Source organism: Bradyrhizobium sp. NC92, assembly GCF_025200865.1.
Classification (GTDB): domain Bacteria; phylum Pseudomonadota; class Alphaproteobacteria; order Rhizobiales; family Xanthobacteraceae; genus Bradyrhizobium.
The window spans coordinates 7,457,046-7,481,637 of the sequence record NZ_CP104171.1 but is presented as its reverse complement, the minus strand read 5'-3'; the positions used below and the strand labels follow the sequence as shown (position 1 = coordinate 7,481,637).

The window sequence follows — 24,592 nt, the reverse complement described above, 5'->3', positions numbered from 1 at the left end:
AAGTCGCGGCCAACGCTGAGGTCGTTGTTGATTTAGCCTTTGGTGAAAGAAACAATTCCCGTGGTGCTGATGCCCGGCACGACAAATTTTCCAGCCGTGTCCATGTAGCCGGTGGTGGTGCCGCCGGTGGTGAAGCTGACGTAGCCAGTGGTGTTGTTGGCGGTGACTTTGGTGGTGCCCGAGGTGATGGTGTCGGCAACCGTCCCGCCGCCGCTGGCGAGACCGGCCGTGCCGTCGCAGAGAATGTTGGTGCCGTCAGACCAGCAGATGGCGTTGCTGTAGAGCTTTGGTGTTTCCGGGTCGGTCAGGCTGACCATCGCGTAGTCCGACCATATGCCGGGGGCGGCGTTGTATGTCAGAGGAAGTGAAAGGAGAAGAACAAGGAAAAGGGGAGTGATGGCGGTGCGAGATAATTGTAAACGGTTTGCGATTTGTCGCGTGTCGCTTTGTTGCAGATCCGTGGCCTGCGGAGGAGGCCCCTTGTCTTCCTAAACATCGCAAACGTCGTGCTCACTTGCACACCTGCTTGCGCCCGGTCAGGGGGCTGATGCGTTCGGTGCCGACCTTGCAGCCCGGCGCTTCTTCGCGGCGGGATGCGGGCGTAGTCGGAGATTCGGCATCTCCCCGTGCGGCCGGGCGCGTGTGTGCCGGCCGGGTGTTGGGTGCAGCGAGCGGAGACGCCGCGACCAATGCCATCATCAGGGCATGCGCAGCGACGCGGGCTGTCTGTCCGTGCACGCGGTCAGTTTAGCTGGCAAAGATGCATTCAGCAGCGGGGCTGCCACTTATCAAGCCATTGGTGAAGTAATCGGTGACTACCGGCGTGGCAGGAAAGACACCGGCTCAGGTCTTGCCGGGCCAGTTGCCCTCGTGAGGCATCCAGACCAGAACCTCTGCCTTGGGATCAGCGGTGCGCGCAAAAAGCACCGCACGAAAGTTTCCTTCCCAAAGCACGAGCTTGCCGTCATCCCAATGCCCGATGACCAAAGGCTCTTGTTGAGCGAAAGGAGTATTGATCGGGACTGCGTCCGCAGCCACGGCCGGATCCCGTGTCTCAAGCTGGCCGTTTGGCAGACGCCGCCTCGGGTGAGCGAGGTAGGAAAGAAAGGCGAGCGATCGACCTTGGCCGAGCGGGTCAATGATTGGAAGAGTATGGACCCTAGCGAGTTGCGATTTGGTCCAGCTTTCGCAGCGGAAGCTGTTGTACCAGTTGTTCAACGCATTTGCGTAGTCTCGCCGCAGGCCCGTATCGAACCAAACGCCGAGCCGGTCCCGCTCAGCGGCGTCCAGGCTATCAAAGGGGGCGCCGCTCTTGATTTTTGCCATCAGAGCAACACTCTCCGGCTGTTGGTGGTTGGCGGCATAGTCCGCAGCAAAGCGACCGGTAACCTCGGCGTAGGACCAGCGCGCCGCGACTTCTCGATGTGTAAAGATCTTGCCCTTCATCATCGTACTCAGCTTACTTCTTTCCGGAGTCTGTGAGCATCCTCGGCCATACGGAAGGGTATGGAGCCGATGGCGTGCATGCACGATGCAGGAATGTCACGGCTTCACGGCCAGATGGTGTTCAGAACGGCAGCCAGCCTGGCGCCTGCCTTCGCTAACTGCCTGCGCTTCATGGTATCCGCCTGCCGCAAGTAGGCATCGCGGTCGCCAAACGTGATGGCCCACCGGTTGCCGCTCGGGGCGAAGCTCGCGCCCGCAAACGCCTCCTGGGCAACCAGAAGGGTGTCGGTCGCCCAGGCCACCGACCAGTTCTCAATGCGCCCTGGGATCGCCGCAACGGCTTTAGCCGCCATGAGCAACTCCGGTGTTGAGGTTTCGCCTAGATCGTCGGGGATGTCGTCCCATTCACCATGGAAGTTCCTGTTTCTGTCGAGGATGCTGTTGGCTCCCGCGGTCTCTGTTGCCGGGTCAATCGTATGCGTCACATCGGGATCAACAAGATTGCCGGCCTTGTCCAGGTAGACCGAGCCCACATGCATAGGCTGGTGAAGGTCCCCTATCAGGTGTGAGAGCACAAAGAGCGCTTCCTTCTTGTCCTTGATCGCAAAAGGTGGCGGGGATGGCCTTCCGAGAAGGACAGCTATGGTGGCGTTCGTCGCTGCGACCAGGTCATGGTCATTCGTACCCTGGTAATTCCGGTCGAAGCGGTCACGCTGAATGGCCACATCGTCGAAGTGATAGGTGTTATGGCATCCCCGCTCTACATTGCCGGTTTTGTAGCTGCACTGCACCCAGTTGCGCGCGACATAGTCCTCCATGCGCTGCTGCTCGTCGGCTGTCCTGAACTGTGTGCACGGGATCTCGTATTCCGGATGGTTCGGGTTGACGGTGTAGACGAAGGTTCCGTCGCCCTGACGGACGACGCTTTTTACGCAATCGAGCCAGGGGCCGGCAGTCTTCAGGTCGAAGCCCAGGATCTGCGCCACCTGCTGCCTGGCATTCGCGGTGAGCATCTGGTCCGCAATGGAACCCACGACACGGTGGCCTTTGTACCCCCAAGCATGCGCGGATGCCGGGCACAGTGCCAAACCCAGGAGAATGACAAGAGCAGGATACCAGCGTGAAACAGAAAAACTGGCGAACATGGGGCTTACCGGAATGTTGAGCGCCGGAGCGCTTGTGGAAAAATGTGTCGGGTGAAAATTCTACTTGAACTTGTATGGCGGTTTTATAACCTGCCCTCGGGGGGTTCAATACAATTCGGCGATTCCCGGATGCTGAAGCCACCGGCAGTCAGCGTGCGTTCTTCTTTTCATTTCCATGTTGCTGGTGGGAAGAGCGGGGCCGCGTGTTCTTTTTCGACGGAGCCGGCGGCGGATTTTCCCGCAGATTGTTAAGCAGGCGCTCCGCCGCGCCTGGAGACGTTTGCTCTATTCTGCTTTGCAGGTTGGGATCGGCCCCACCACTTACCGGGTCAGCCCCGGCGCCATTTCCCGGCACAAGGCAGCCCGAAGTAATCAGCACTGCTACTGCGAACAGATCATTCTTGCGCGTTTGTTGCTTCATGTTTTTCCAGGAGTGGGTCATGCAAAGGGGTCTTCTGAGTCTTTTCTGCCTGATTGCGGCGTTAGTCGTCCTTCCAACTGTCACTGCGTTCGGCCAGGTTGATCCCAACCTGCAGGTGCGCATTGAGACCCTGACACCGCCGAGGGACCGTAAGCCGTATCTACCTGAAACGGAAGTTATAACGAAAAGGAGCGTGCGCACCTACACGACGAAAGAAGTCGTCGCCGTGCCACCCGCAGAGCAACAGCGCCGCCTGAATAAAATCCTCGTGGAAAAGAACCTGATGCTGCCGATGGCCGCTGACGCGCGCGAGAAGGCCATCAAGGAGTTCGGCCTTGATCGCGAGACACGGATGGTGACGAAGAAGAAGGTAGTTACCGAGGACGTCGTGGTCCCGAAGCCGCGGCTCACAAAGGTAACGGTCGCAGCCTCAACGCAATCCGTTTTTGACTCCAACGCCGCAAAAACCCCTAACGCAGTGGGTGATACGGTCTTCGGCACGACAGGCTCGATCACAGTCAATGTCCCGGTGGGCGTCGCCGACAGCTTCATTTTCCAAACCGGCGTGAGCGACCAGCGCTATGCGAAGCTGGTAGCGAAGAACGTCGACATCTTCATCAACAGCGCCACCTACCAACAGGTTCTCAACATTGTCGCGCCGGGCAAGACAGACGGCACCACGACATCAGATGTGATGAGCTATTCTCTGGGTTCAAGCACGGTATATGGCTCGGGTTTCAACCCGTACCTGGTCGAGCTCTTCACGCCGTCGGTTGCCTGGGCACGCAACAACATGGATCTCGGAGGCACCGTCTGCGGTGCCAAAGGGCAGGAGACGTTTTGCGTTGCAGGTACGTTCGTTGCGGTCGGCGATTTCACATTCTCCGACGTAGCGACCCAGCGTAACGCGTCCGCAAGACTGTCAGGTGCCGTGACTTGGCAAACGCCGATCGCGGGTCTCACAGCGTCGGCCGGTGGCTTTATCCAGGGCAGGCACTTCACAGAGTTTCCGGGCGGTCGCGAGGACCTTATCATTCAGGCTTCGGCGCGGGCGGACTGGACACCTAATTCAAATGTTCTGGTGAGCGGCGTGCTGCAAGCCACCCAGCAATTTTCGACGGTCAAGGCGCTAGAGTGGAATGGACTGGCAGTGTTTCCCTATGTGAGGTTGAGGGTCAGCTTCTGAAAGCGCCCCATCCAACCGGTCCCTGGCCAGTGGGCAGTTCTGCGTTTAGCCGCGCAGGAACGAAACTGCTTCGCCAGCCTTGGAGGCCGCAGTGAAGATGGCCCGCTTGTCGGCCTTCAACACCTTCAACCAATGCGCCAGGTACTGCGCATGGTCGGCACGGGGCACAACAGCAATCCCAAGCTCGGCGCAAAAGAACGCAGCGCCCAGCTCGGCCACCAGCTCTTCCATCGCATAGGCCTCGTTACCGAACCGGCCGGACAGGTCACCGTCACAGCGGTGAGTCGGTCCGGTCCAGTGGGTCAGCTCATGGAGCAGGGTGGAATAGTAGGCCTCCGTGGAACTGCTTGATGGCTCCTTTCGACAGCAAGCTCTGCTACGGACTAGTGTGAAGATTTTTCATATTTTTCGTTTCAGGAGATGGTTTTTCGTGGAGTAAGGTGTTTTCCGAGCGCCGAGGACGATTAGGCAAGCAAAATTCGTGGCCGGAGAAGGTTTTTCAGGAGTCTTGGCTCATGCAGATGGAATTTTCAGGGCCGGTGAGCGTTTTTCACGATCGCAGGCTGCCGGAGACCGCGACCCCCGCGGGCTATGCCGCACTCATAGACGCTTACGACCTCTCCGTTCCCATTCCCCGCGCGCTGTCTGCCATTGGAACAATACACCGCATCATCGAGGAAGGGGGGTGGCGCATCTACACGCCGCGCCATGCCCCGGATGCGACACTTGAGGGACATCTCACCTTCGCGCTCAAGAACGAGGGGCTCGACCTCGCAATCCTGAGCGGCTTTTCCTCGCCGTGAAGGAGAACGAGATTGCGGAGCTTGTGAAGGCGAAGCCAACCGGACTGTACACACGCCGGATCTGGTTTCTCTATGAGTGGCTATTGAAGCGGCAGCTGGACCTGCCTGCGGCAGACAAGATCTCCTACGTCGACGCTGTCGATACCGAACTTCAATACGCAAGCTCTCGCCAGAATTCGGCACGGCATCGTGTCCGCAACAACCTGCCAGGAACGCCGGAATTCTGTCCCCTCGTTTTTAAGACGACAAGGCTGACGCAGTTTATTGCTCAAGACCTTAAGTAACGGGCTCGCGTTGTGGTGAGCCAGGTTCCGAAAGATCTGCTCGCGCGCACTGCGGCCTTCCTTCTCCTGAAGGACTCAAAGTCGAGTTATGTCATCGAAGGCGAGAGACCGCCGCAGGACCGGATGCAGCGGTGGGGCAGGGTGATCGGCGAAGCGGGGCGGGTGCCGCTTGACGAAGCGGAGTTTCTGCGCCTGCAGCGCATCGTTATCGGCGATGAGCGCTTCGTGAAGCTCGGTTTTCGTCATGAGGGTGGCTTCGTCGGTGAGCACGACCGCGAGACGCAGCGACCTATTCCGGATCATATCAGTGCGCGTCACGAAGATATTACCTCTCTCATGCAGGGGTTGATTTCGTTTGATCAAGCCGCAGAAAATGAGCTTGAACCGGTCCTGGCTGCCGCCGTTCTGGCCTTCGGATTCGTCTATATCCATCCGTTCGAAGACGGCAATGGCCGCATTCATCGATACTTGATGCACCACGTGCTGGCACGGCGCGGGTTCAATCCGGCGGGGATCCACTTTCCGGTTTCTGCAGCGATTCTTGATAAGATCGGCGAATACAAGGAAGTGCTGGAAAGCTATTCGAGCAGATTTTCCCATTGTTGAATGGGAGGTGACCCCAAAGGGTAACGTCAACGTCATGAACGATACGGGTGATTTCTATCGCTTCTTTGACGCGACGCCCCACGCAGAATTTCTGTACGAATGCGTGCAAAGGACCATTGAAGAGGACTTGCCGAGAGAAACCCAATATTTACGCAACTTCGATACCTTCCGCGCCGGTATCGAACAGATGATCGATATGCCGGAGCGCACGCTCAACAATCTTTTGGGATTCTTGCGACAGAGCGGAGGGCACCTCTCCAAGCGTGCGCGGGATAATGAATTTTCTCAATCGACCTCAGATGAGGTCGCAAGAATTGAGGAGCTCTATCAAGCAACGTTCACGGAGTAATCCACAACGTGCGCCAATTCTCCCAGAATCATACTGGGGTAGTAGGATGCTTCTCTCACACGGACTGTTCAGCTGATCGGAATAAAGATGGTTTAGGCACGAGCGCCGATGAAGCCGCCGCCTCAGCTGTTTACTGAATCAGGAGGCCGTCTTCCATTTCTTTTTTCCTCCAGAATTTCCGCACAGATCGCTCTATGCGCGCGTATCGCGCGTGGATTCGTTAAGTACGAGTCCTCAACGCCGCGCGTCCTATGAATTCGATTGCATCGATGCCGATTACGTTGATGGCGCCGGACCGCAGCTTTTGGACGGGTTTCATGCTGACCATACCAAACCGTTCGCGCTCCTGCGTGTCGTGACTACGCCGGCGAGGTTCGGTCAATTTGCGGGTGCTACGCCTGCGCCGGCCGACTGGTTTTATCTTGAGATTGAACCCGGCCGGTCCGGTCTGCCAGCCTGGCATGCTCAGCTCCAAGGAAATGGTTATTCAGTTCACTCACGCGGCGTTTTGACCTATGCGCGGCGACTTGATGCACCGGATGAGCTAACGGGCCCGAGATCAAGACACCAAAGTCTGGGTGCCTCTGTCGCCCCGAGGCTGGTACTGCCACCCCCGCTCGCCGGTGCTTGCATCGCACTGACAAACCCAGCAGGTGGTGCCAAAATCTCAACGATTCTCAAGGGTGTCCCACAAGCGGAAACAGTCCTGGTCAGAGATGTCGGTCAGGCAAATTTCGTCTCTCTTTGTGACGAGCTCGGCCGTGCCGTTCTGCATTTTGACGTCGGACTGCCGATCTCCTTCAATCGCCACACGCGACCCTCGAAGTTCAACATCGATCCGAACGTGCGACCGCCGATCATTCCGTCGCATTGGGATTGGGATCATCTTCACGGCGCCATTCCCGCATCTCTTGATTGTCCGTGGATTGTTCCCGATCAGCGGCTTGGGCCTGGCGCCGCGCGGCTGGCGCGAATCCTTGGCGAGCAGGGCAACCTGCTGGTGCGTCCCGCCAACGCCCCCATTCGGTTTCCGTTTGGCGACTTGGTACCGGAGCGGAGGCCCTGTCGGAGACCTCAATGACAGCGGATTGACGGTTCTTGCCGTCCTAACGAGCGGCCGATCAGCCTTGCTGACAGGCGATGCTGATTATGCGCACCTCATGCATTCAAATGCAGCTAGAATGGATCATCTCGTCGCAACTCATTACGGCGCGCGCTTCAACTCGAGTCACAGGTTCGTACCGAGACAGAGTGGAAGAGGCGGCACGCTCGTCATTTCTTGCGGCTATCGTAATGTCTATCGTCACCCACATAAGGAAGCGCTGACCAAGCACGCAAAGTCAGGGTGGAGATCTTATGTAACAATCGCCGGACGCAAAGGCGCTCTCCGGGGCGATCGTGCGATAGGCTAGAGATAAGACAGGATTTTCGTCTCGTCCGGTGAAAGTTAGTATGGGACGTCGGGCCCCTCGTGATGTGTCTCCGGAAGGAAAAGGAGGACTGGTAAGCGACAGGATTCGTTGTCTCGCGTCACCAATTGTCCTGGTAGGATGATCCTAGACGATCGCCGTTGGTCGGTCCGTCCGCGACGGCCGGCGAGCGAAGCGCAAGCCTAGAGTTGGGCCTCAGGCATGTCCAAGCGAGCGGATGAGCGCGGTTGCGCGGTTGTTGTGCCTGCCGGCGTACCGGGAAATTAGCGGTCCATGCGCATTTGAGGCGCAGGGCAACGAGAAAACGAATTTTAAGCCGAGATCGCGCCGGGTAGGTGGAGAAGAACTGAAGGAGCGTTTTGCCATGCTTCAAATCAGAATCTATGACGCGCAGACGCATGCGGGCGAAGAAAATTGCGATCATCCGATTGAATTGAACCGATCCTTCGCCGGCGCGCGTGCGGCCTTCGCCGCATTGGGCGCTCGGAACGAGCCGCTGTGCGTCTCGGCCGTGCGGCTTCGATTCCGCGCGCAAGACTTACGGAGATTTGGTAGCTAACTCAAGGCCTTAAGAAGTCGCCGCCGTCGCATCCAACCGCAAATTAACCGCACGATGATTGCGCGATCATTGGAACGTTCTGTCGTCCGCTTCGCGCTTTGAAGAAAAATGTTTCTTTCTTTGGGGAGCCGTTGACCAATCTGTTTAAGCTCGCCTACCAACCGCCGGCTCGAAACAATGCGGGCGAGGAGACGGACCAGCAGTGAGATGAGCGACAAACCGCAACCGTCCAGCGCCAAGGTTACGATTCCCCTTCTTCAGCAATTGAAGAATGAGGAGCGGCGAATCACGATGACAACCGCCTATGATGCCGTGACGGCGCATATCGCGGATCCCGTCGTGGATGTCATCCTCGTAGGCGATAGTGTCGGCAACGTGTGCCTCGGCTTCGACAATACCCTGCCGGTCAGCTTGTCGATGATGAACCACCATCTGGAAGCGGTCGCGCGCACGCGGCCTCGCGCCTTGCTCGTGGCGGATCTGCCGTTCCTCAGCTTTCATATCAGCCCTCAGGAAACCATCCGCAACGCAGGCGGTTTTCTGCAGCGCGGCGCCGATGCCGTCAAGCTCGAAGGCGGTGCCAAGCGCCTCGATATGGTTCGCGCGTTGGTCGACTGCGAAATTCCCGTGATGGGACACCTCGGGCTTACTCCCCAGAGCGTCAACGTAATGGGTGGCTTCAAGGTGCAGGGGCGCTCAGACGATGATGCAATACGGCTGCTCGAAGATGCGCACCACCTCCAGGAAGCCGGTTGCTTTGCTCTTGTGCTCGAGGGCATACCGGCGGAGCTGGCCGCGCGGGCCACGGAGACCCTCACAATCCCGACCATCGGGATCGGCGCCGGCATTGGATGTTCGGGGCAGGTGCTCGTCTTTCACGACGTGGTGGGCTTGACGCAAGGGCACCGACCGAAATTCGTGCGAGCTTATTCCGATGGTTTTCATCTGTTGCAGGAGGCGCTCTCTCGCTGGGCTGCCGATGTCCGTGAAGGGATGTTCCCGGCTGCCCAAGAATCCTATCGCCTGCCGGAGCCCCTGAAGGATCTGATCGCGAACTGGGTACCTCGCAAGATAGGCAGACCACAGTGACCATACGCACCATAACCACCGTTAGCGAGCTGCGCTTGACGTTGGCGGAAGCTCGCAACCCAGAAAGTCGCATCGGTTTGGTGCCCACGATGGGGTATCTGCATGATGGTCATATGGCCCTCGTCCAGGCGAGCAGGAGACGGTGTGGCACCAACGTGGTCAGCATCTTCGTCAATCCCACTCAGTTCGGCCCGAAGGAAGATCTCAGCATCTATCCTCGCGACTTCCCGCGCGATGAAGAGCTATGCCGCGCGGCAGGAGTTGACATCCTCTTCGCACCACAGGCGGAGGAGGTCTATCCGCCTCAGTTTGGTACCTTTGTTGAACCAGGTGCGCTAGCTCGGCCCTTGTGCGGGTCCTTCAGACCCGGCCACTTCCGCGGCGTCGCCACAGTCGTCTCGAAGTTGTTTAACATGGTGCAGCCGGATGTCGCGTTCTTTGGACAGAAGGACTTTCAGCAGTGCGCGGTGGTCCGGCGGTTGGCAGCCGATCTCAACTTCCCGATCGAGATCGTCACCGTGCCAACGGTTCGCGATCCTGACGGGCTCGCAATGAGCAGCCGGAATCGGTATCTGAGCGCCGCCGAACGCGCGCGAGCCCTTTCGCTCAGTCGAGGCCTGTTCCAGGCAGAGGCCGATTTTCTGGCAGGAGAGCGCGATCCCGTCCGGCTGCTGTTACGCGCCAGGCGGCCCATCGAGAACGTCGATGAGCTGCAATACCTGGAAATTGTAGACACCCAAACGCTAGAGCCAGTTTCAAATCGGGTGTCTCGTCCCGCCGCGATCTGTGTAGCAGCCTATGTCGGCTCGACCCGGCTGATCGACAATGTTGTGCTTAATCCGGATAGCTATGCTGGTTGATACCGAGGTTCAGGCGAGCTAGCAGGGCAGATATAAGTCGGAGGCCGCGCGCGTGTCAATCGCAAGGGTTTGCGACTGAGATGATGAAGCAGGCAGCTTCGATTTTTGCACTTTCAGCGCGCGACGCTTCATCGTAGCTGTCAGCTTCTTTGTTTTCGATCGAGCGGGCGCTTTCGGAGCGGAGCAGCTGGTGCCTGATCTTTGCTGCGTCCGCGTCATCGACACTCTCCAACGGTTTTATCGGCCGTGATCTGGGCAAGCCTAGCATGTGCCAACTATCGCCTCAGCCGCTCTCCCGATCGGGTTGGGTAAGACGAAATGATCGGTGCGCTCAGAACCATAAACAGAGCCCAACTCGCTTCATCGCTCGCTGCTGCTCGATTGCGTCGAGAGCCAGCCATCCTTGCGACCCCGTACATCACCAGCTCCGTCCGGGGCGTCCAAGGAAGATCTGATAATATGAACAATCCTCAAGCAGGCACGATCGTTGTTCTATGCGCGGCGAATTCCGGTTCGTGGCGGATCCCCTCCTGCTCGGGAGTGGAGTGTATTGCTGAGTGCGGTATAGCGAAGTTGGTACGCGGCTGCTGAACAATCCTATTGGCAGTTTGCATATCGATCGCGGTGAAAATCATCAAAAAGTGTCAGGCTGGCGCTGAATTTCGGCAGGATGGCCGTTACGCCTGCGCTGAGACTAGCGCCTTCACGAGGAGACTTCGGATATCCAGCAACCCACGACAGGACAAACTTTTCGGTGCATGTATACTCAGACTTTGGGTCTGAAAGAACGTCATTTAAGTGCATTTAGTGTTTTCGTGCTATTAATCTCCTTGCATGTCGGAGTCGCAGAGTGTTGGACCCAGCCACGACTGCGCTGCTGCGCGCCATTCTCGACGAGGTCTGCGAGGGTCTCCCCCGCAGCGAGACGGGACTTCGCGCCCATGTCGCCTCCAAGATGCTCGAGGCCGCCGGCAAAGGTGTAATTACGGCAGAGCGGCTGAAACAGGTGGCCATGGAGGCACTTCGCTCGGCGCCAACGATGTGGCGATAGTCTCGGCGGTCCTGCGGTGAATTTCCAGGTCACAGTATTGAAGATTCTGGTCAGTTACCCGGACGGGTTTGCATCCATGTCCGACCTCAAGCGGGACATGGCCATTTTGGCTACGAGCGGGCCGGAATGGGCTGAGCGCACGAAGAGAATGGGGGCGCGTGTACCCGGGCTCGACATCTTTTCGCAAGGATTGATCGAGCGCATCAATGGAGGTTGGCGCATCACGAACCATGGCAGGGCCGTCCTTGAAGCGATGGAAGCGAGGCCGTCTGGCACAGGGGCGCGAATAGATCAGCACGGGGCTCCTCTGGAGACCAGCGCTGCTGCCGATCAGAACTTAGCTGCAATAGAGCCCTTCAAAGCCGACGCGGCTCCTCCAGCTGCGGCCAAGATCGACGGACGACGATCCACTAAACGACGGCTTTCCCCTCTCAATGTTGGAAGTGGACGTGCAATACGGTCGTGAGTTCGAAAATATTGCAGTTTGCGCGTTGGTGAAACTGCATACGGCTCGCGGCCTCATAGCAGGTAGCGGTTGAGATTGACTTAGCTCAATTGGCAACTGCTTGGGTCTTTGAACCATGCCCGGTTCGCCTTGTTGAGGCATAGCGCCTCCGGGAGGCGACGAGGGCGTGCACACTTCGAGTTTCAAGTCACATTGGCCTGGTCAAAATCGCGGGCCGAGCAGACGCCGGCGCGCAAACGCGGCGCGGGTCCCGCTACATCGTCTGCTGCGTACTTCATGCCAGCGTCTTGACTGAGGCATTCGCAGGCGTCGGCCGTGGGGACCGCCGGCAAGGTCCAACTTCCATATCGCAATTCAATCCGAAATGTCTTGGGATACCGTCACGCGCTCGAGCGGAGTAGGGGCGGCGCTCGCGCGGATCCCTGTTTCAAGGCCTTCCACAGCTTTGCTCATCGTCGACCTTTCTCGATGCCCGCCGTCGAATCTTTCTTCGAATCTGAGTGAAAACGTAAGTGCCCCAAATTAGCAGCATGTCTTCAAAGCTCTCCTGCTCCTGCCAGAACTGCGGCTATGGCGCGCTGGACCGGCGTTATCGCATTGTGCTGAATGCTACTCGAAACTCTCTTCGTCGACCCGCTGCAAATCGTGGGAAGTCATAATCAAACTCATAGGATGTACTCGCCACTCTATCTAGCAATCCATGGATCTCTCACCGCTTGCTCGGATGAGGCCGCGGCGCATCACCTCGCGGCTGGTTGAAACGGCCATGGGCGCCTGTGGCAGAACTAATGTTGATTCGTGTCCTGCTACGTCTCAGTAGTCGCACATGGTGTCTTAAAAATGCATTTTTGGCGCGCAATGGCCGAAATTGTGCGGCTAGAGACGATAAAAGAACGTGGGTTCACCGCAAAGGAAAACCGCCCCTTGTTCGAAGCGGGCAGGCACCTGTGTTACTCATGCGCAAGTATGATTTCATTCGAGTAGTTCGCTCTGGCTCGTCTGGGCAAGCCTTTTCGACATCGTCGATGCAAGGCCTCGTCCGACCGGGCTGGGGCCGTAAGATATTCTCCTTCGTGGAGCTCTCCACTTCCTCGATGGATCCAATTGAAGGCGCCGCCGAGTGGCGTGATGTTTATGCTTCGAAGCAAATGGCTAGTCAGGCGCGTTCACTTTGAACATGAACACCGGGTGGCTCTTCTGGGGGCGGATGGAAGATGGTGGCGCAGTTGCGTCCTCATCGAGGCGTCGGAAACAGGGGCTCGCCTTCTGATCGAGGGGGCACCAGACGTGCTCAAATCTAGGCACTGTTTCTTGCTACTCTCGAAAACAGGGCTCGCATTTCGGCGATGCGAGTTGGTTCGACTCGACGGCTGTGAAGCCGAAATCGAGTATGTGACCGCCAGGACTGCGCGCGTCCCTCCCAAGGAAAGGCACGCGCCGCCCAAGTCGTGATTGCCTTCAATCGATCATGCTATCGCTTGAAGGGAACGCGAGAATAAGCCCGTCGGGCGGCTCAAGCCATAGTGATCCCGAAGAGTACTGCCGGCGTAGTCCTGGCGGAACAGGCCACGCTTACGTAGGATCGGCACGACCTGCTCGGCAAACAGATCGAAGCCGCCGGGCAGGAAGGGCGGCATGACATTGAATCCGTCGGCGGCGCCGTTTTCAAACCAGGCCTGGATGTTGTCGGCGATTTTTTCCGGCGGTCCGGCGATCACCCAATGCCCGCGCGCTCCGGCGAGCCGCTGCACGAGCTGGCGGATGGTCGGCTTCTCGCGATCGACGATATCGACGACCAGCTTGAAGCGGCTTGCCACGCCATGCGCTCCGCTAGTGTCGATAAGATGACGCGGGAAGGGGCCATCGAGATCGAAGCCGGTGAGATCGAGCCCAGTCATCTGGCGCAGCTGGGTCAGCGAGAACTCCGGCTGGATCAGCGCGTTGAACTCTTCTTGGAGCCGGTCGGCCTCGACCTGCGTGCTGGCGATGAACGGCGAGATGCCGGGTAGAATCTTGATCTGGTCGGGGTTGCGGTCAAACGCGCGCGCCTGACGCTTGACATCGGCGTAAAACTCTTGCGCGCTCCCCAACGTCTGGTGCGCGGTGAAGATGGCTTCGGCAAACCGCGCGGCAAAGGCACGCCCGTCCTCGGACGAGCCCGCCTGTACATAGACCGGCCGGCCCTGTGGCGGCCGCGAGACGTTGAGCGGACCGCGCACGCGAAAATGCTTTCCGATGTGGTCGATCGCGTGGATCTTGCTGGTGTCGGCGAAGATGCCAGAGACGGGATCGTTGACCAGCGCGTCGTCTTCCCAACTGTCCCATAGGCGCGTGATGACATCGAGATATTCCCGAGCCCGCTCATATCGTTCGTGGTGCGGCGGATGCTCGGGCAGGCCGAAGTTTTGCGCCGCCTGCGGCGAGCTCGTGGTCACGATGTTCCACCCCGCTCGACCGCCGCTGATGTGATCGAGCGAGGCGAACAGCCGGGCAAGATTGTAGGGCTCGCTGTAGGTGGTCGACGCGGTTGCGATTAGGCCGATGCGTTTGGTGGCGGTGGCGATCGCGGAGAGCAGCGTGATCGGTTCCAGGCGGAAGCGTTGCGCGTAACGGACATTGTCGGCAAGCGCCGGGCCGTCAGCGAAGAACACCGCGTCGAACTTGTGCGCTTCGGCGCGCTGCGCGAGCTCCTGGTAATAAGTGACGTCGAGGATGCGGTCGGTGGCCGATGCCTTGTGGCGCCAGGCAGCCTCGTGATGACCGTCCGGATAAATGAAGAAGTTCAGGGACAGTTGCCGTTTGCTCATGGGCGTGCTCGCAGATCTCTGGTCGTTACAGCGTGTGGGTGCCGCGCTTGCGGCGTCGCTCGACTCTATGTCGGCGCTCGCGAAGCTGTCGATGAAATGGATTTGCGTTGTTATGAGCGAAGCGAGAATGAAGCTTGTGAACGCGCCGCCTACCGGAGATGAGTGACGTCGTGCTGATGAAGAAGATGGGTAGATCAGGCAATTTTCTGCGCCGGCCAGCTTGATTTGGCTTGCTCCGAGCGCATTAAGCACTCGAGCAGGCTGTCATCATCGCAAATATTTCCGCGTCGGTGTGATCGGCGACGCGATCATTGCCTGCCGGGAAAAACAAAGGTGGTTTCGTTTCATTGACTGGATCGCGTTCGCTTTTGCGATCTGCAACGTCCAAACGAGATCGTTCACCATGCTGCGATCCGATCTATTCGTCGTTCACGAAGCAGCCCGACTGATTTCTGCGCCGTGGACGCCGTGCCGTGCCTGCAGGATGGCAGAGAGCTGTACCTCCGGGACGCTTGTGCGGCCGATCATCTAGCCATCGGCGCACATCGCGGTCCCTCAGGACTTAGATCAGAAACATCCCATCACTCGCAGCCCCTGGCGTGACCGGCGCATGGCGGAGCTTTGTCCAGACCATCCCAGGAAAGACCACGATCATGAGCAACACGACCACCATCGGCAATTCCATTCCCCGCGCCGACATCGTCAAGCGCGCGGCGCGGCTCGGTGCCGAGATCAAGAACGTCAAGCTGTCGGGCGATCTGTCCGATGACGTCGTCGCGGCATCAACCAGGTGCTGTTCGAGCACAAGGTGATCTTCTTCCGTAACCAGGGTCATCTCGACGATGCCGAGCAGGAACGCTTCGCCGTCAGGCTCGGCAAGCTGGTGCCGCATCCGACGGTCGGGGCGACCAAGGGCACTTCGTCGATCCTGGAGCTGGATTCAGGGCGCGGCGGCGGCCGCGAATCAAGTTGTCGAAACCGCAGACGGCCAAGGCCGCCTGATCCCGCATCAGCGACAGGATTTATCAGAATGACCTCTTTGTTCGCTTTGTGCGCGCGCGGCAGCTTACCGCGCGCAGGACCGCGCAGCTACTGCTCGCCGGCGCCTTCATGCTGGGCTTCGCGGCTCCCGCTTTCGCCGAGCCGCCGCTCGACAAGACTGAGATCCGCTACCAGGGCTGGGCCGGGCAGTTGACGTTCATCGAGCTCGCGGAGGACCTCGGCTATCTCGCCCCGCTGAAGCTGAAATGGGTCGGCAACACCATCAGGGGGCCGCAGGACATTCAGACCGTCGTCACTGGTGATATCGACATCGGCGGCGCCTTCTATGGCGCGCTCCTCAAGCTGATTGCGCGAAGGCGCCGATCAAAGCTGTCGTCGGTTATTACGGCTCCGACACCAACACTTATCAGGGGTTACTTCGTCAAGGACGATAGCCCAATCAAGAGGGGGCGCGACCTGATCGGCCCAGGCCCTGTAGAGTTCGCAGAAGCGGCTATAGCGATGGCCATGCGGCTGGCTGGCGATGTATTCCTCCCAGAGGATCGACAGCGCCACATGCTTGCGCTAGGGCTCGCGGTGAATGGTCGCCCAGTCCGGCTCCGCGCGCCGCCTCTGGCCTCGTTTGGCTCCGGCGCCTGCAAAAGGCGCTCCTCCAGAACCGTATCCGCGACGTCGTCCGCAAGCGGCCAGCTCAGCCCTGCCGCTTCGAACCGCCGGATCGTCAGCCGCACCGTTGAGAGGACGGCCCCGACCCGCCGCCCGATCTCCCGGATCGAAAGCCCCGCCGCTTCAGTCTCATCACCTCGCGCACATGGCGCATCCCAAGCCTCCCCATCGGCATCCGATCCACTCCTGCCAAAAGCCGAAAGGAGGAACCTATCAGGCCAGAAGAGGCCGCTTCACCCCGGGCGATTTCATCTCGGAATGGTGGGCGATTTCAATCGGAATGGCGGGCGATTTCATTTCGGAATCATGGGCGATTTCGAGCGGAATCAGCAGCCTGCAAAGTGTTCTTCAACGTTAGGGACCTGGACGCTGCCAAGTTCGTATCGGAGATCGTCGGGCAGACAACATCGCTGTCACGCATCGAAGTGATGCGACTACCGGGCAAGATGCCATCGTCATGTACCGCAGCGACATCCTTCGCTTTCCAGTGCTTGCTTCGAAGGTCAACTATCGCTCCTGGCGCAACCTGCGTTGGCGTGGGAAGTTTGATACTTGGCCGGCCAAGGGTCTCAACCAGTGTGGCTCACTGCGGGCACGCGTTGCCTTTCGGGCAGGGGCAGTCCGGCTGATCAGAGCTTTGAGGGCAGGCGCCCTTCTTCGGGCAAGGCGTACCACAAGCTGCTTCCTGCGCGGCAATCCCCGGAATCACTTCCAGGACTTTGAGAAAATCTCCTGCATAGCGGATGTCCCCTTCCGGCTTGATCTGAACAATATATACCGGATGCACCAGCTGTCCGTTTGCACGTACTCGGCCGTTCGGAGCAAAAAAATCATCAACAGGAAGCTGCTTCATCTTCTCCGCGACCTTGTCTGCGTCGCTCTCTCGCGCTTCCAGCAATGCTCTCAAATAGTGCCGCACGGCGGAGTATATGCCAGCCTCTGTCACGTCCGGTGGACTCGTTGATCGTTCACGTCGCGCATTTAAAAAGCGCTTTGTCCAATCCCTTGTGGCCTCGTTCACGTCCCAATAGAACGAGGTGGCAAATATTGCATTCTCAACACGAGTTCGCCCGATCTTATCGATATCTGCTAGTAAAAGGGGTGAGCCAAACGCAAGTCGAAAGGGCATCTGCTTATCATCGATCTGATCCACAATTCCATTCAGGAAACTGCCAAACATAACAATTGTGGCGTCACGCGCGCTAGCTTTCAGTCCAGACCAGCTTCCCTGCCAACTATAGTTGGAAACCTCTATGATGTTTCCGCCGAGGCCCGTCACCACCTTGCTCGTCGCTTTCGCGATTGCATTGCCAAATGCAGTATCTGGTGCAACGATACTGAAGTTCTTGTGACCATCATCAACGAGATAATTTGCCAACGTCAGTCCGATCAACCGGTCGTTAGACGCCCAGTTGAACGTTGGCGCCTTTCGCTCCTTTGGCGGTAGTGCCACGTCCAACATAATCGAGAGCACTTTCCTTTCTCCTGTGAGGCCAGCCACCGCTAAAGACACTGCGCTGCCGCCACTCACAATAATTGCGCTTACTTTTTCAGTATCAATCCACCGCCTAGCGATGCCAACTGCAACATCGGGCTTCATCTGGTGATCTGCCGAAATGACCTCAACCTTGAACCGCTGGTCTCGGTCCGGGACCTCCTTCAACGCCATTGAAGCTGCCGTGCTAAGGCTGTCCAAAGTCACGCTCGAAAAATCGGCCAAAATGCCAATGCGGGTGATTGCCTGGGCGCGGCATTGTTCGGGATGAAGAACAGAGAAAATCGCCACGACTACTGCAAGGACTCTCATCGTAAAACTCCTTGGCTAAGCCTCACAAGCAACTGTACACTAGAAATTGCATCCCGAAAATGCGAGGATTACGGCGCTTGAATTCACGCAAAGCTAAAACAAAGACCGAGACCGAGACTAAGACTAAGGCAGAGGCTCGGGGCTCTGAGCCTGCTTCGCCCCGTATTTGGAAATACAAGGCGACGGACCTGGCAGGGCTTGCGGCCTTTGCGTTGTCGATTATTGGGTACGGTTGGTATATTACAAACTGGGTAAAAGGAGCCGACGTGCAGTTCTTCCCACCGGATCAGGTGGAGTTAAGATGCAGCGAGAGGAAGGCGGATGAGTGCACCGCCGATAGCAAGGTGACAGTCACAGCTTCGACGATGTCATATGTTAACCGCGGAGATCCGGCCTACAACGCGGTACTTCGAAGGGAGCAAGTAGAGGCAAAGATTGGTGACAGACAGATAGCTTTGGATTGGACATACTTTTCGGACATTACGACTACTTCGGCATCTCAAAAGGTCGCAACGCCCCGAGTGATTCCGGGCGGGCAGTCTGAAGCCCATGAGACCCGCTTCTATCCACGGCTTTCCTGCGTTGGTGATAGCTGCGATCGGTCTAATTTCTTAAATTGGTCTGAGTTGCTCAAGCTTATGAGCCAGAAGGACAATCCACTTAAGTCGATCCCGATGAAATTCTCGGTCACTCTCTTTGATTCGGAAAAGAAGATAGAGAAGTCTTGCGTTGTCACGATAGATCAAGAAATTCGTGACGAATTTGCGCAGCTGGGGGCCAAGCTATATACGCGGACCTTGCCTTGCGTTAGCGCAGCCGAGAAGAAATGACGGAAGTGGTCGAGCTGTTATTGCGATCTAAGCATCGCCAGTCCGGAGTATGAAATCAATGACTAGAGTCATGCCCCGTGTGGACTTTACAGTCTGCCGCAGGCGCGCCTAGTGCGGCATCCATGGACGGCTCCGACCGTTCGTGAGTAAGCGCTCGCGCCTCCGGAAAACCGATTGGCCCATACAGAGCGCCGGACCAACTGGACTTCGCGAATGCCAAGCAGCGCAAGGAAGAGGAAGTCAAGCTCGTTGAGCCAATAGGCAAGCCATGAACGTTCTCTTCGGGGCTACGGCAGATTTCATGACCTCGGTGAGGGGGATCTTTCACGGCGCCACCCATTTGCTTACGAAAGGGTCGGCATTATCACCGTCCGGGCGGCTCAAGGTCATGCGCATCTGGTCCTCGTGGCCGAGGATTACTTTTCCGTTGCGGACGACGATTACGTCCCCGATCCCACGGTAGGTGCGATGGTTGGACAGGAATGAATGCGCAAGGCTCTCGAGCTTGCGCTCTTGAAGCCGGTGGGTGTCTTCCATGTCCACTTGCATGACCTTCCGGCTGGGAGGCGATTGTGGTTCAGCCCAACGGACCTTCGTGAGCAGGCCAAGTTCGTCCCTGATTTCTTCAAGGTGGGGCGAGACATGCCGCATGGGGCGATAGTGCTTAGCCCGTATAGCGCCGTCGGTAGAGTCTGGCTGGGTGCGGATGACGTCGTAAGTATTTCGGAGTTTGTTGAGGTGGGGGCCAGGCTTTCAATAAGGCGGGCGGCCAAAGACGGAAGCACGGACTTCTACGCATGAGCCAGGCAGCCGACTTTTCCAGACAGAGCTTTCTAGGCGCCAACTCGGACCAGCTTCTCAGAGCCACGAGAGTGGCGATCGTCGGGTTGGGCGGTGGAGGATCACACGTTGCTCAACAGTTGGCGCACTTGGGTGTCGGTCATTTTCGGTTGTTCGATCCTCAGGCTATTGAGGCAAGCAATCTCAACCGTCTTGTTGGAGCCACTCAAGAGGACGTTGATAACGCGCGGCCTAAAGTCGAGATCGTACGCCGCACAATTTTGGGCATTCGCCCTTGGGCGGCCGTTGAGGCCAAAGAAGCAAGGTGGCAGGAGATAAGCCACCTACTGAGGGATGCGCACGTCATCTTCGGGTGTGTGGATGGGTTTCAACAGAGGGAATCGTTGGAGCGTGCGGCTCGACGCTTTTCTATCCCGTATATCGACATTGGCATGGATGTTGCTGAGGTCGGCCCGCAGCGTTTTGCAATCTCTGGACAGATGATCTTTACCCGTCCTGGATGCCCTTGTCTCAGATGCCTCGGGTTCCTCAACGCACGCAACTTGAGCCAAGAGGAAAATCGATATGGCGATGCCGGCGTGAATCCGCAGGTAGTATGGACGAACGGTACCTTGGCATCGCTGGCCGTTGGCGCGTTTGTAAGGCTGATCGCACCTTGGTGGCCCTTTGATGATGCCTATACATGGCTTGAGCTGGACGGAAACCAGCAGACAGTAGCTCCCAGTCGACGACCCACTTACGAGCTCATCCCGGCCGTTTGTCCTCACCACGGAGGTGCCGATGGCTTAGGCGATCCATTCTTTTCCTTAAGCGATCTCAAGAAAAGCTAGCGCAGTGTCTCCAGCTCTCCCTTGCGGATTTCAGCAACTTCCCACTTGGGCCTCTTCTTGCGGACGTTGATGGCGCTGGCGTCCAGCACGTCCTTGAGGTGGGCCGCATAGTATTTCTCGATCATCTAGTTTTTAGCGAGCATGGAGATGTCGGCGCTTTCCATCAGGCGAAAGCAGATGTAGGTGTGCCGCAGGCTGTAGAGCGTGCGCGGTCGTCCCTCGCGGTCGAATTTCAGGCCAAAGCTCCTTGAGGATCTCGTTGAACATCGCGTGGTGAGACTTGGGGAAGATCCTATCGGTGGGCTGGGGATGTTTCGCTTGTTCAAGCGCTCAAACACCGGCACGGCATTCTGCGTGCTCTTGCAGGGGCCGTAGCCGCGCGTTCCGCGCACCTCGATCTCCAAATGGTCTCCTGGGTGCCTTCATCGAAGGCCACGGTCACGTCGCGGTATTCAAGGCGCAAGGCCTCGTCCGGCCGCAGGCCGGTGTTGCTCATGAAGAGGATCAGGTCGTGCAGCTGCTCGCCCCACCATTTGTATTTGTTGTTCTTGGGTTTACGGGCTCTCTGCCCGGTCGCCTCGTAGAGTTGACCATACTCGTCTCGGGAGAACCAAGCCCGGTGCGAAATCTTGCCGCTCTTGCGGTAGGGCTCTGAAAGATCAGGAAGTGCGTGGAGCCATTGATGGCGTAGCGCTGTCTTGAGGATTTGCCGGAGGCATACAATTTCCTGGTGCATCGTCAGCGGACAGGTGGCTTTCCCCACCTTTCCTTGGTGTCCGCTACTCGATGCATGCGGTACTCGTTCACGAGACCGCCAGTAATTTGCGAAGTACGCATACGACGAAGCTTACGATTACCCACATTCTTTGAGGTGTACTGAGCCGAAAAACTTGAGTCGCCAGAATCACTTGTGATTCTTTGATGGGCACCTGATTCGAGAAGAGGTGCTCTATGGGACTGACTTCACGCGCCCGGGATGAGAAGTCGCATCGTTTGGCGTCTGACGCGGTGACTTGGTTTGATCGTGAAGCTGCGCTGTGCGAATTCCAGGACGCTCGACTTGGCGAGAGATTTCGCATGCTGCTGAAGCAGATTGGTGGAGACATCGGACAGAGCATTCCGATGGTTTGCCAAGACTGGGCGAATACCAAGGCGGCCTATCGTTTCTTCTCCAATGAACGAGTAAGCGAGGCTGACATCCTGTCTGGTCATTTTAAATCGACGCGGGAACGTATCGCGGCTGCGAAAGGGCCTGTTCTTGTTCTGCATGATACGACCGAATTCACCTATCAAAGGGAGCGCCCGGATCTGATCGGGATGATTAAGCGCATCCCCAAAAGCAACTCTCGAAGATTGGACGGAAAACCTCAAACGTACACGACATGCGGAATATTGATGCATTCGAGCCTTGCGGTGACCCTTGAGGGGCTTCCACTGGGGCTCAGCGCCGTGAAGTTCTGGACCAGAAAGAAATTCAGAGGGGTCGCTGCGCTCAGGCGCGAGGTCAACCTGACACGGATCCCCATTGAAACCAAGGAGAGCATTCGTTGGCTGGAGAACCTCAAGCAATCCACGGAGCTTTTTGAGAAGCCATCGAAGTGCATCCATATCGGTGATCGTGAGGCCGATATTTATGAGTTGTTTTGCGCCGCCCAAGAGGTTGGCACGCATTTCGTGGTTAGGACCTGTGTCAATCGCCTGGCAGGCGATGGCGATCATACCGTTGCAACGATAATGGACGAGGTCGCGGTCAAAGGTCTCCACCGGATCGAAGTCCAGGATAGCAAGGGCAATCCAGACCAGGCTGTTCTTGAAATCCGGTATCGTAAAATCCGTATTCTGCCACCGATAGGCAAGCAGTCGCGGTATCCAGCTTTGACTTTGACAGTGATCCACGCTGATGAAAGAGGAGCGCCAAAGAACAGAAAGAAGATTGAATGGAAACTCCTGACCGATCTTCCGGTGCAATCGCGCGGGGACGCCATCGAGAAACTTGAATGGTATTCCCTGCGATGGAAGATCGAGGTCTTCCACAAGATACTTAAATCCGGCTGTAGGGCAGAGGACTCGCAACTGCGGACTGCTCAGCGATTGACGAATCTGATCTCGGTGTTCTGCATTGTGAGCTGGCGCATTTTTTGGATGACGATGCTCAATCGTTCAGCACCAAATGCCTCACCGGAATTTGCGCTGACCAAAGCTGAAATCCAATTGCTTGATCGGCTCGTCAAAGACAAGAATCCAGGCAGCAAACGAAAGACATTGTCGCATTATCTCATCAAGATCGCCAGGCTCGGCGGCTATCTCGCCCGCGCCAACGATCCGCCACCAGGGAATCTCATCATGTGGCGCGGATTATCGCGATTCATCGATATCGCAACGGGAGCGAAGCTCTGACTCAAAGATGTGGGTAATCGTAAGACGACGAAGGCCGCTTGATTGACGCATGCGCGGGAGCGCGGCGAGCACTATGATTGCGTTGTGTGCAGGTCAGGCGGCCTGCTGATCGGTGGGCTCGCTGGCCTGCCGCAAAAGCTTCCATTCCCAGGGCAACAGTTCGTGCAGACGGGAAGCAGGAAGATCGGCGATCCGGGCGAGGACGTCGGCGAGCCAGGCCTTGGGATCGACCTCGTTGAGGCGGCAGGTCGTGATCATCGTCAGCATGATGGCAGCGCGGTCGGCGCCGCGCAGGCTGCCGGCGAAGGTCCAATTGCGACTTCCCAGAGCGATGCCGCGCAAGGCTCTTTCGGCGGCGTTGTTGCTGAGGCAGATTCTGCCATCGTCGAGGAAGCGGGCAAAGTCGGTCCAGCGCCTGTGCATGTAATTCATGGGCTTCAGGACCTCGGAGGAGCGCGAGAGGGTTTCTCTCTCGCGCAGCAGCCAGGCGTGCATGTCGTCGAACAGCGGCTTGCTTCTCTCCTGGCGTACAGCGCGCCGCTCGTCGGCGCTGCGGCCGTTGATGGCGCGCTCAATCTCGAACAACGCATCGAGGCGTCTGACCGCCTCCAGCGCGATCGGGGAGACCGGTTTACCCTTGCTGCCTTCCCTGGCGTTCTTCTCGATATCGGCCAGCTCGAAGAAGCCCCGCCGCGCATGGGCGAAGCAGAATGCCGGCGTGATCGGCATTGCTTTCCTTTGCGGGTCGAACAACGGCTCGAAGCCGCTATAGCAATCGGCTTGCAGGATGCCGGCAAAGGCGGCCAGATGCTTCTGGGGATGCTCGCCCCGTCGGTCGCTCGAGGCGTAATAGACCGCAGCCGGCGGCGCCGGCCCACCGTAGGGCCGGTCATCCCGCACATAGGTCCAGATCCGGCCGGTCGTGCACTTGCCCTTTGCCAGGATGCGGATGGTGGTGTCGTCGCCATGAAGGCGCTCGGCTGCGAGTACATGACGCTCGATCAGCTGGAAGAGCGGCATGACGGCGAAGGTTCCGTGGCCGACCTGGTCGGCGAGCGTCGACAATGGCAGGTCGATCCTCTCGCACTTGAAGCGCGCGCTCTGGCGGTTGAGCGGGATATGCATGCCGAACTTGTCGAACAGGATCGTCGCCAGCAATTGCGGACCGATGAAGCCGCGCGGCGTGGCATGGAACGGTGCCGGCGGTTGGCTGATCTTCTCGCAATCGCGGCAGGTGAACTTTTCCCGCACCGTCTCAATCAGCTTGAACCGGCGTGGGATCTCCTCCAGCGTCTCGGTCACATCCTCGTCCAGCTTCGCCAGGCGCGATCCGCCGCAGCAGGCACAGCTCTTCGGGGCCTCGATAACGACGCGCTCGCGTTCGATGTCGTCCGGCCAGGGCTTGCGCACCGGCCGCTTGCGCGTGAAGGCGCGCACGCTCTGGGTTTTCGCCGCGGCGGCCCGCGCGGCGAGCTCATCCTCGCTTGCCGTGGTAACGAGTTCTTCGAGCTCCAATTCCAATTGCTCGATCAGCCGCGCCGTGCGCTCGGAGCGCTGCCCGTACAGTTCGCGTTTGAGCTTCTCGATCCGCAGCTCAAGATGCGCGACCAGCGCCTCGTTGGCCGACAGCTCCGCCCGCGCACTGGTAGCTACCGCCTCGGCTTGCAGCCGCGCCTCACGCTCGGCCTGCAGCGCCGCCAAGGCACTCGCAAGATCCGATGGAAGGTCGTCCGGCCTCGATGTCATGAAGCCATTGA

24 protein-coding genes and 3 pseudogenes are annotated in these 24,592 nt (G+C 58.1%); 15 read left to right on the top strand and 12 right to left on the bottom strand.

What is annotated here, in order from left to right; genetic code table 11:
* Positions 1-32: 32 nt before the first annotated feature.
* The 4 genes from N2602_RS34715 to N2602_RS34700 form a co-directional block, all read right to left on the bottom strand.
* Positions 33-317 carry a hypothetical protein gene (locus N2602_RS34715; RefSeq protein WP_260380920.1) on the bottom strand — a complete coding sequence of 95 codons (285 nt, stop codon included), beginning with the start codon at positions 315-317 and terminating at the stop codon, positions 33-35.
* A 526-nt stretch (positions 318-843) separates the two neighbouring features.
* Positions 844-1,446, bottom strand: coding sequence for a hypothetical protein (locus N2602_RS34710; protein ID WP_260380919.1), 603 nt, complete (start codon positions 1,444-1,446; stop codon positions 844-846).
* 104 nt (positions 1,447-1,550) lie between these two features.
* Entirely contained in the window at positions 1,551-2,591 is a 1,041-nt protein-coding gene (locus N2602_RS34705; RefSeq protein WP_260380918.1) for a S1/P1 nuclease, read from the bottom strand.
* Positions 2,592-2,739: 148 nt separating this feature from the next.
* A complete protein-coding gene (locus tag N2602_RS34700) occupies positions 2,740-3,033 on the bottom strand; it encodes a hypothetical protein (protein WP_260380917.1) in 294 nt (97 codons plus the stop codon).
* On the opposite strand from N2602_RS34700, the gene N2602_RS34695 reads away from it, so the two are divergent.
* Positions 3,032-4,198, top strand: coding sequence for a hypothetical protein (locus N2602_RS34695; protein ID WP_260380916.1), 1,167 nt, complete (start codon positions 3,032-3,034; stop codon positions 4,196-4,198). The genes N2602_RS34700 and N2602_RS34695 overlap by 2 nt on opposite strands.
* Positions 4,199-4,243: 45 nt before the next feature.
* On the opposite strand, the pseudogene N2602_RS34690 reads toward N2602_RS34695, so the two are convergent.
* Positions 4,244-4,525, bottom strand: a pseudogene (locus tag N2602_RS34690) (zincin-like metallopeptidase domain-containing protein); the annotation flags it as partial.
* Between the two features lie 188 nt (positions 4,526-4,713).
* On the opposite strand from N2602_RS34690, the gene N2602_RS38870 reads away from it, so the two are divergent.
* From N2602_RS38870 to N2602_RS34655, 10 genes are all read left to right on the top strand, one after another.
* Positions 4,714-5,001 carry a hypothetical protein gene (locus N2602_RS38870; RefSeq protein ID WP_311738768.1) on the top strand — a complete coding sequence of 96 codons (288 nt, stop codon included), beginning with the start codon at positions 4,714-4,716 and terminating at the stop codon, positions 4,999-5,001.
* Positions 4,998-5,285 (top strand): hypothetical protein, encoded by a 288-nt coding sequence (locus N2602_RS38865; protein ID WP_311738766.1) that lies wholly within the window; start codon positions 4,998-5,000, stop codon positions 5,283-5,285. Before N2602_RS38870 ends, N2602_RS38865 begins: the two co-directional genes overlap by 4 nt.
* Positions 5,286-5,300: 15 nt before the next feature.
* A complete protein-coding gene (locus N2602_RS38860; RefSeq protein WP_311738764.1) occupies positions 5,301-5,891 on the top strand; it encodes a Fic family protein in 591 nt (196 codons plus the stop codon).
* Positions 5,892-5,925: 34 nt separating this feature from the next.
* On the top strand, positions 5,926-6,240 hold the full coding sequence (locus tag N2602_RS38855; protein ID WP_311738762.1) for a hypothetical protein: 315 nt from the start codon (positions 5,926-5,928) through the stop codon (positions 6,238-6,240).
* 211 nt (positions 6,241-6,451) lie between these two features.
* Positions 6,452-7,321 (top strand): hypothetical protein, encoded by an 870-nt coding sequence (locus tag N2602_RS34680; RefSeq protein ID WP_260380915.1) that lies wholly within the window; start codon positions 6,452-6,454, stop codon positions 7,319-7,321.
* Positions 7,322-7,887: 566 nt separating this feature from the next.
* A complete protein-coding gene (locus N2602_RS34675; RefSeq protein ID WP_260380914.1) occupies positions 7,888-8,229 on the top strand; it encodes a hypothetical protein in 342 nt (113 codons plus the stop codon).
* Between the two features lie 207 nt (positions 8,230-8,436).
* Complete coding sequence (gene panB / locus N2602_RS34670) at positions 8,437-9,318, top strand: 3-methyl-2-oxobutanoate hydroxymethyltransferase (protein ID WP_260380913.1); 882 nt, start codon at positions 8,437-8,439, stop codon at positions 9,316-9,318.
* 2 nt (positions 9,319-9,320) lie between these two features.
* Positions 9,321-10,178: a pantoate--beta-alanine ligase gene (gene panC / locus N2602_RS34665; protein WP_260383790.1), complete on the top strand. Its 858-nt coding sequence runs from the start codon at positions 9,321-9,323 to the stop codon at positions 10,176-10,178.
* 850 nt (positions 10,179-11,028) lie between these two features.
* Positions 11,029-11,229 carry a hypothetical protein gene (locus N2602_RS34660; protein ID WP_260380912.1) on the top strand — a complete coding sequence of 67 codons (201 nt, stop codon included), beginning with the start codon at positions 11,029-11,031 and terminating at the stop codon, positions 11,227-11,229.
* 16 nt (positions 11,230-11,245) lie between these two features.
* A complete protein-coding gene (locus N2602_RS34655) occupies positions 11,246-11,695 on the top strand; it encodes a hypothetical protein (RefSeq protein ID WP_260380911.1) in 450 nt (149 codons plus the stop codon).
* 1,466 nt (positions 11,696-13,161) lie between these two features.
* Here N2602_RS34655 and N2602_RS34650 read toward each other — a convergent pair.
* The gene (locus tag N2602_RS34650; protein WP_260383789.1) at positions 13,162-14,502 is read right to left on the bottom strand and encodes an LLM class flavin-dependent oxidoreductase; all 1,341 of its coding nucleotides are present in this window, start codon (positions 14,500-14,502) and stop codon (positions 13,162-13,164) included.
* Between the two features lie 653 nt (positions 14,503-15,155).
* Between N2602_RS34650 and N2602_RS34645 the strand changes: the two are divergent.
* A pseudogene (locus N2602_RS34645) lies at positions 15,156-15,463 on the top strand (TauD/TfdA dioxygenase family protein); the annotation flags it as partial.
* 503 nt (positions 15,464-15,966) lie between these two features.
* On the opposite strand, the pseudogene N2602_RS34640 reads toward N2602_RS34645, so the two are convergent.
* Positions 15,967-16,277, bottom strand: a pseudogene (locus N2602_RS34640) (IS21 family transposase); the annotation flags it as partial.
* A gap of 476 nt (positions 16,278-16,753) precedes the next feature.
* Complete coding sequence (locus N2602_RS34635) at positions 16,754-17,977, bottom strand: ABC transporter substrate-binding protein (protein WP_260380910.1); 1,224 nt, start codon at positions 17,975-17,977, stop codon at positions 16,754-16,756.
* Positions 17,978-18,054: 77 nt separating this feature from the next.
* On the opposite strand from N2602_RS34635, the gene N2602_RS34630 reads away from it, so the two are divergent.
* Entirely contained in the window at positions 18,055-18,807 is a 753-nt protein-coding gene (locus N2602_RS34630; RefSeq protein ID WP_260380909.1) for a hypothetical protein, read from the top strand.
* A 324-nt stretch (positions 18,808-19,131) separates the two neighbouring features.
* Here the strand turns inward: N2602_RS34630 and N2602_RS34625 are convergent, their stop codons facing one another.
* Positions 19,132-19,344: a hypothetical protein gene (locus N2602_RS34625; RefSeq protein ID WP_260380908.1), complete on the bottom strand. Its 213-nt coding sequence runs from the start codon at positions 19,342-19,344 to the stop codon at positions 19,132-19,134.
* Between the two features lie 335 nt (positions 19,345-19,679).
* On the opposite strand from N2602_RS34625, the gene N2602_RS34620 reads away from it, so the two are divergent.
* Positions 19,680-20,438, top strand: a complete 759-nt coding sequence (locus tag N2602_RS34620) for a ThiF family adenylyltransferase (protein WP_260380907.1) — start codon at positions 19,680-19,682, stop codon at positions 20,436-20,438.
* Here N2602_RS34620 and N2602_RS34615 read toward each other — a convergent pair.
* Entirely contained in the window at positions 20,435-20,563 is a 129-nt protein-coding gene (locus N2602_RS34615) for a hypothetical protein (protein ID WP_260380906.1), read from the bottom strand. The genes N2602_RS34620 and N2602_RS34615 overlap by 4 nt on opposite strands.
* Positions 20,564-20,842: a hypothetical protein gene (locus N2602_RS34610; RefSeq protein WP_260380905.1), complete on the bottom strand. Its 279-nt coding sequence runs from the start codon at positions 20,840-20,842 to the stop codon at positions 20,564-20,566.
* A gap of 547 nt (positions 20,843-21,389) precedes the next feature.
* On the opposite strand from N2602_RS34610, the gene N2602_RS34605 reads away from it, so the two are divergent.
* A complete protein-coding gene (locus N2602_RS34605) occupies positions 21,390-22,835 on the top strand; it encodes an IS4 family transposase (RefSeq protein WP_260380904.1) in 1,446 nt (481 codons plus the stop codon).
* 93 nt (positions 22,836-22,928) lie between these two features.
* Here N2602_RS34605 and tnpC read toward each other — a convergent pair whose 3' ends face one another.
* Complete coding sequence (tnpC, locus tag N2602_RS34600; protein WP_260380903.1) at positions 22,929-24,581, bottom strand: IS66 family transposase; 1,653 nt, start codon at positions 24,579-24,581, stop codon at positions 22,929-22,931.
* Positions 24,582-24,592: the final 11 nt, after the last annotated feature.

Bases quoted from the DNA above. Each gene is read 5' to 3' on its own strand.
- N2602_RS34715 (WP_260380920.1), bottom strand. From the start codon at position 317: ATGGTCAGCCTGACCGACCCGGAAACACCAAAGCTCTACAGCAACGCC.
- N2602_RS34710 (WP_260380919.1), bottom strand. From the start codon at position 1,446: ATGAAGGGCAAGATCTTTACACATCGAGAAGTCGCGGCGCGCTGGTCC.
- N2602_RS34705 (WP_260380918.1), bottom strand. From the start codon at position 2,591: ATGTTCGCCAGTTTTTCTGTTTCACGCTGGTATCCTGCTCTTGTCATT.
- N2602_RS34695 (WP_260380916.1), top strand. From the start codon at position 3,032: ATGCAAAGGGGTCTTCTGAGTCTTTTCTGCCTGATTGCGGCGTTAGTC.
- N2602_RS34700 (WP_260380917.1), bottom strand. From the start codon at position 3,033: ATGACCCACTCCTGGAAAAACATGAAGCAACAAACGCGCAAGAATGAT.
- N2602_RS38870 (WP_311738768.1), top strand. From the start codon at position 4,714: ATGCAGATGGAATTTTCAGGGCCGGTGAGCGTTTTTCACGATCGCAGG.
- N2602_RS38855 (WP_311738762.1), top strand. From the start codon at position 5,926: ATGAACGATACGGGTGATTTCTATCGCTTCTTTGACGCGACGCCCCAC.
- N2602_RS34675 (WP_260380914.1), top strand. From the start codon at position 7,888: ATGAGCGCGGTTGCGCGGTTGTTGTGCCTGCCGGCGTACCGGGAAATT.
- panB (WP_260380913.1), top strand. From the start codon at position 8,437: ATGAGCGACAAACCGCAACCGTCCAGCGCCAAGGTTACGATTCCCCTT.
- N2602_RS34650 (WP_260383789.1), bottom strand. From the start codon at position 14,502: ATGAGCAAACGGCAACTGTCCCTGAACTTCTTCATTTATCCGGACGGT.
- N2602_RS34635 (WP_260380910.1), bottom strand. From the start codon at position 17,977: ATGAGAGTCCTTGCAGTAGTCGTGGCGATTTTCTCTGTTCTTCATCCC.
- N2602_RS34625 (WP_260380908.1), bottom strand. From the start codon at position 19,344: ATGGAAGACACCCACCGGCTTCAAGAGCGCAAGCTCGAGAGCCTTGCG.
- N2602_RS34615 (WP_260380906.1), bottom strand. From the start codon at position 20,563: ATGATCGAGAAATACTATGCGGCCCACCTCAAGGACGTGCTGGACGCC.
- N2602_RS34605 (WP_260380904.1), top strand. From the start codon at position 21,390: ATGGGACTGACTTCACGCGCCCGGGATGAGAAGTCGCATCGTTTGGCG.
- tnpC (WP_260380903.1), bottom strand. From the start codon at position 24,581: ATGACATCGAGGCCGGACGACCTTCCATCGGATCTTGCGAGTGCCTTG.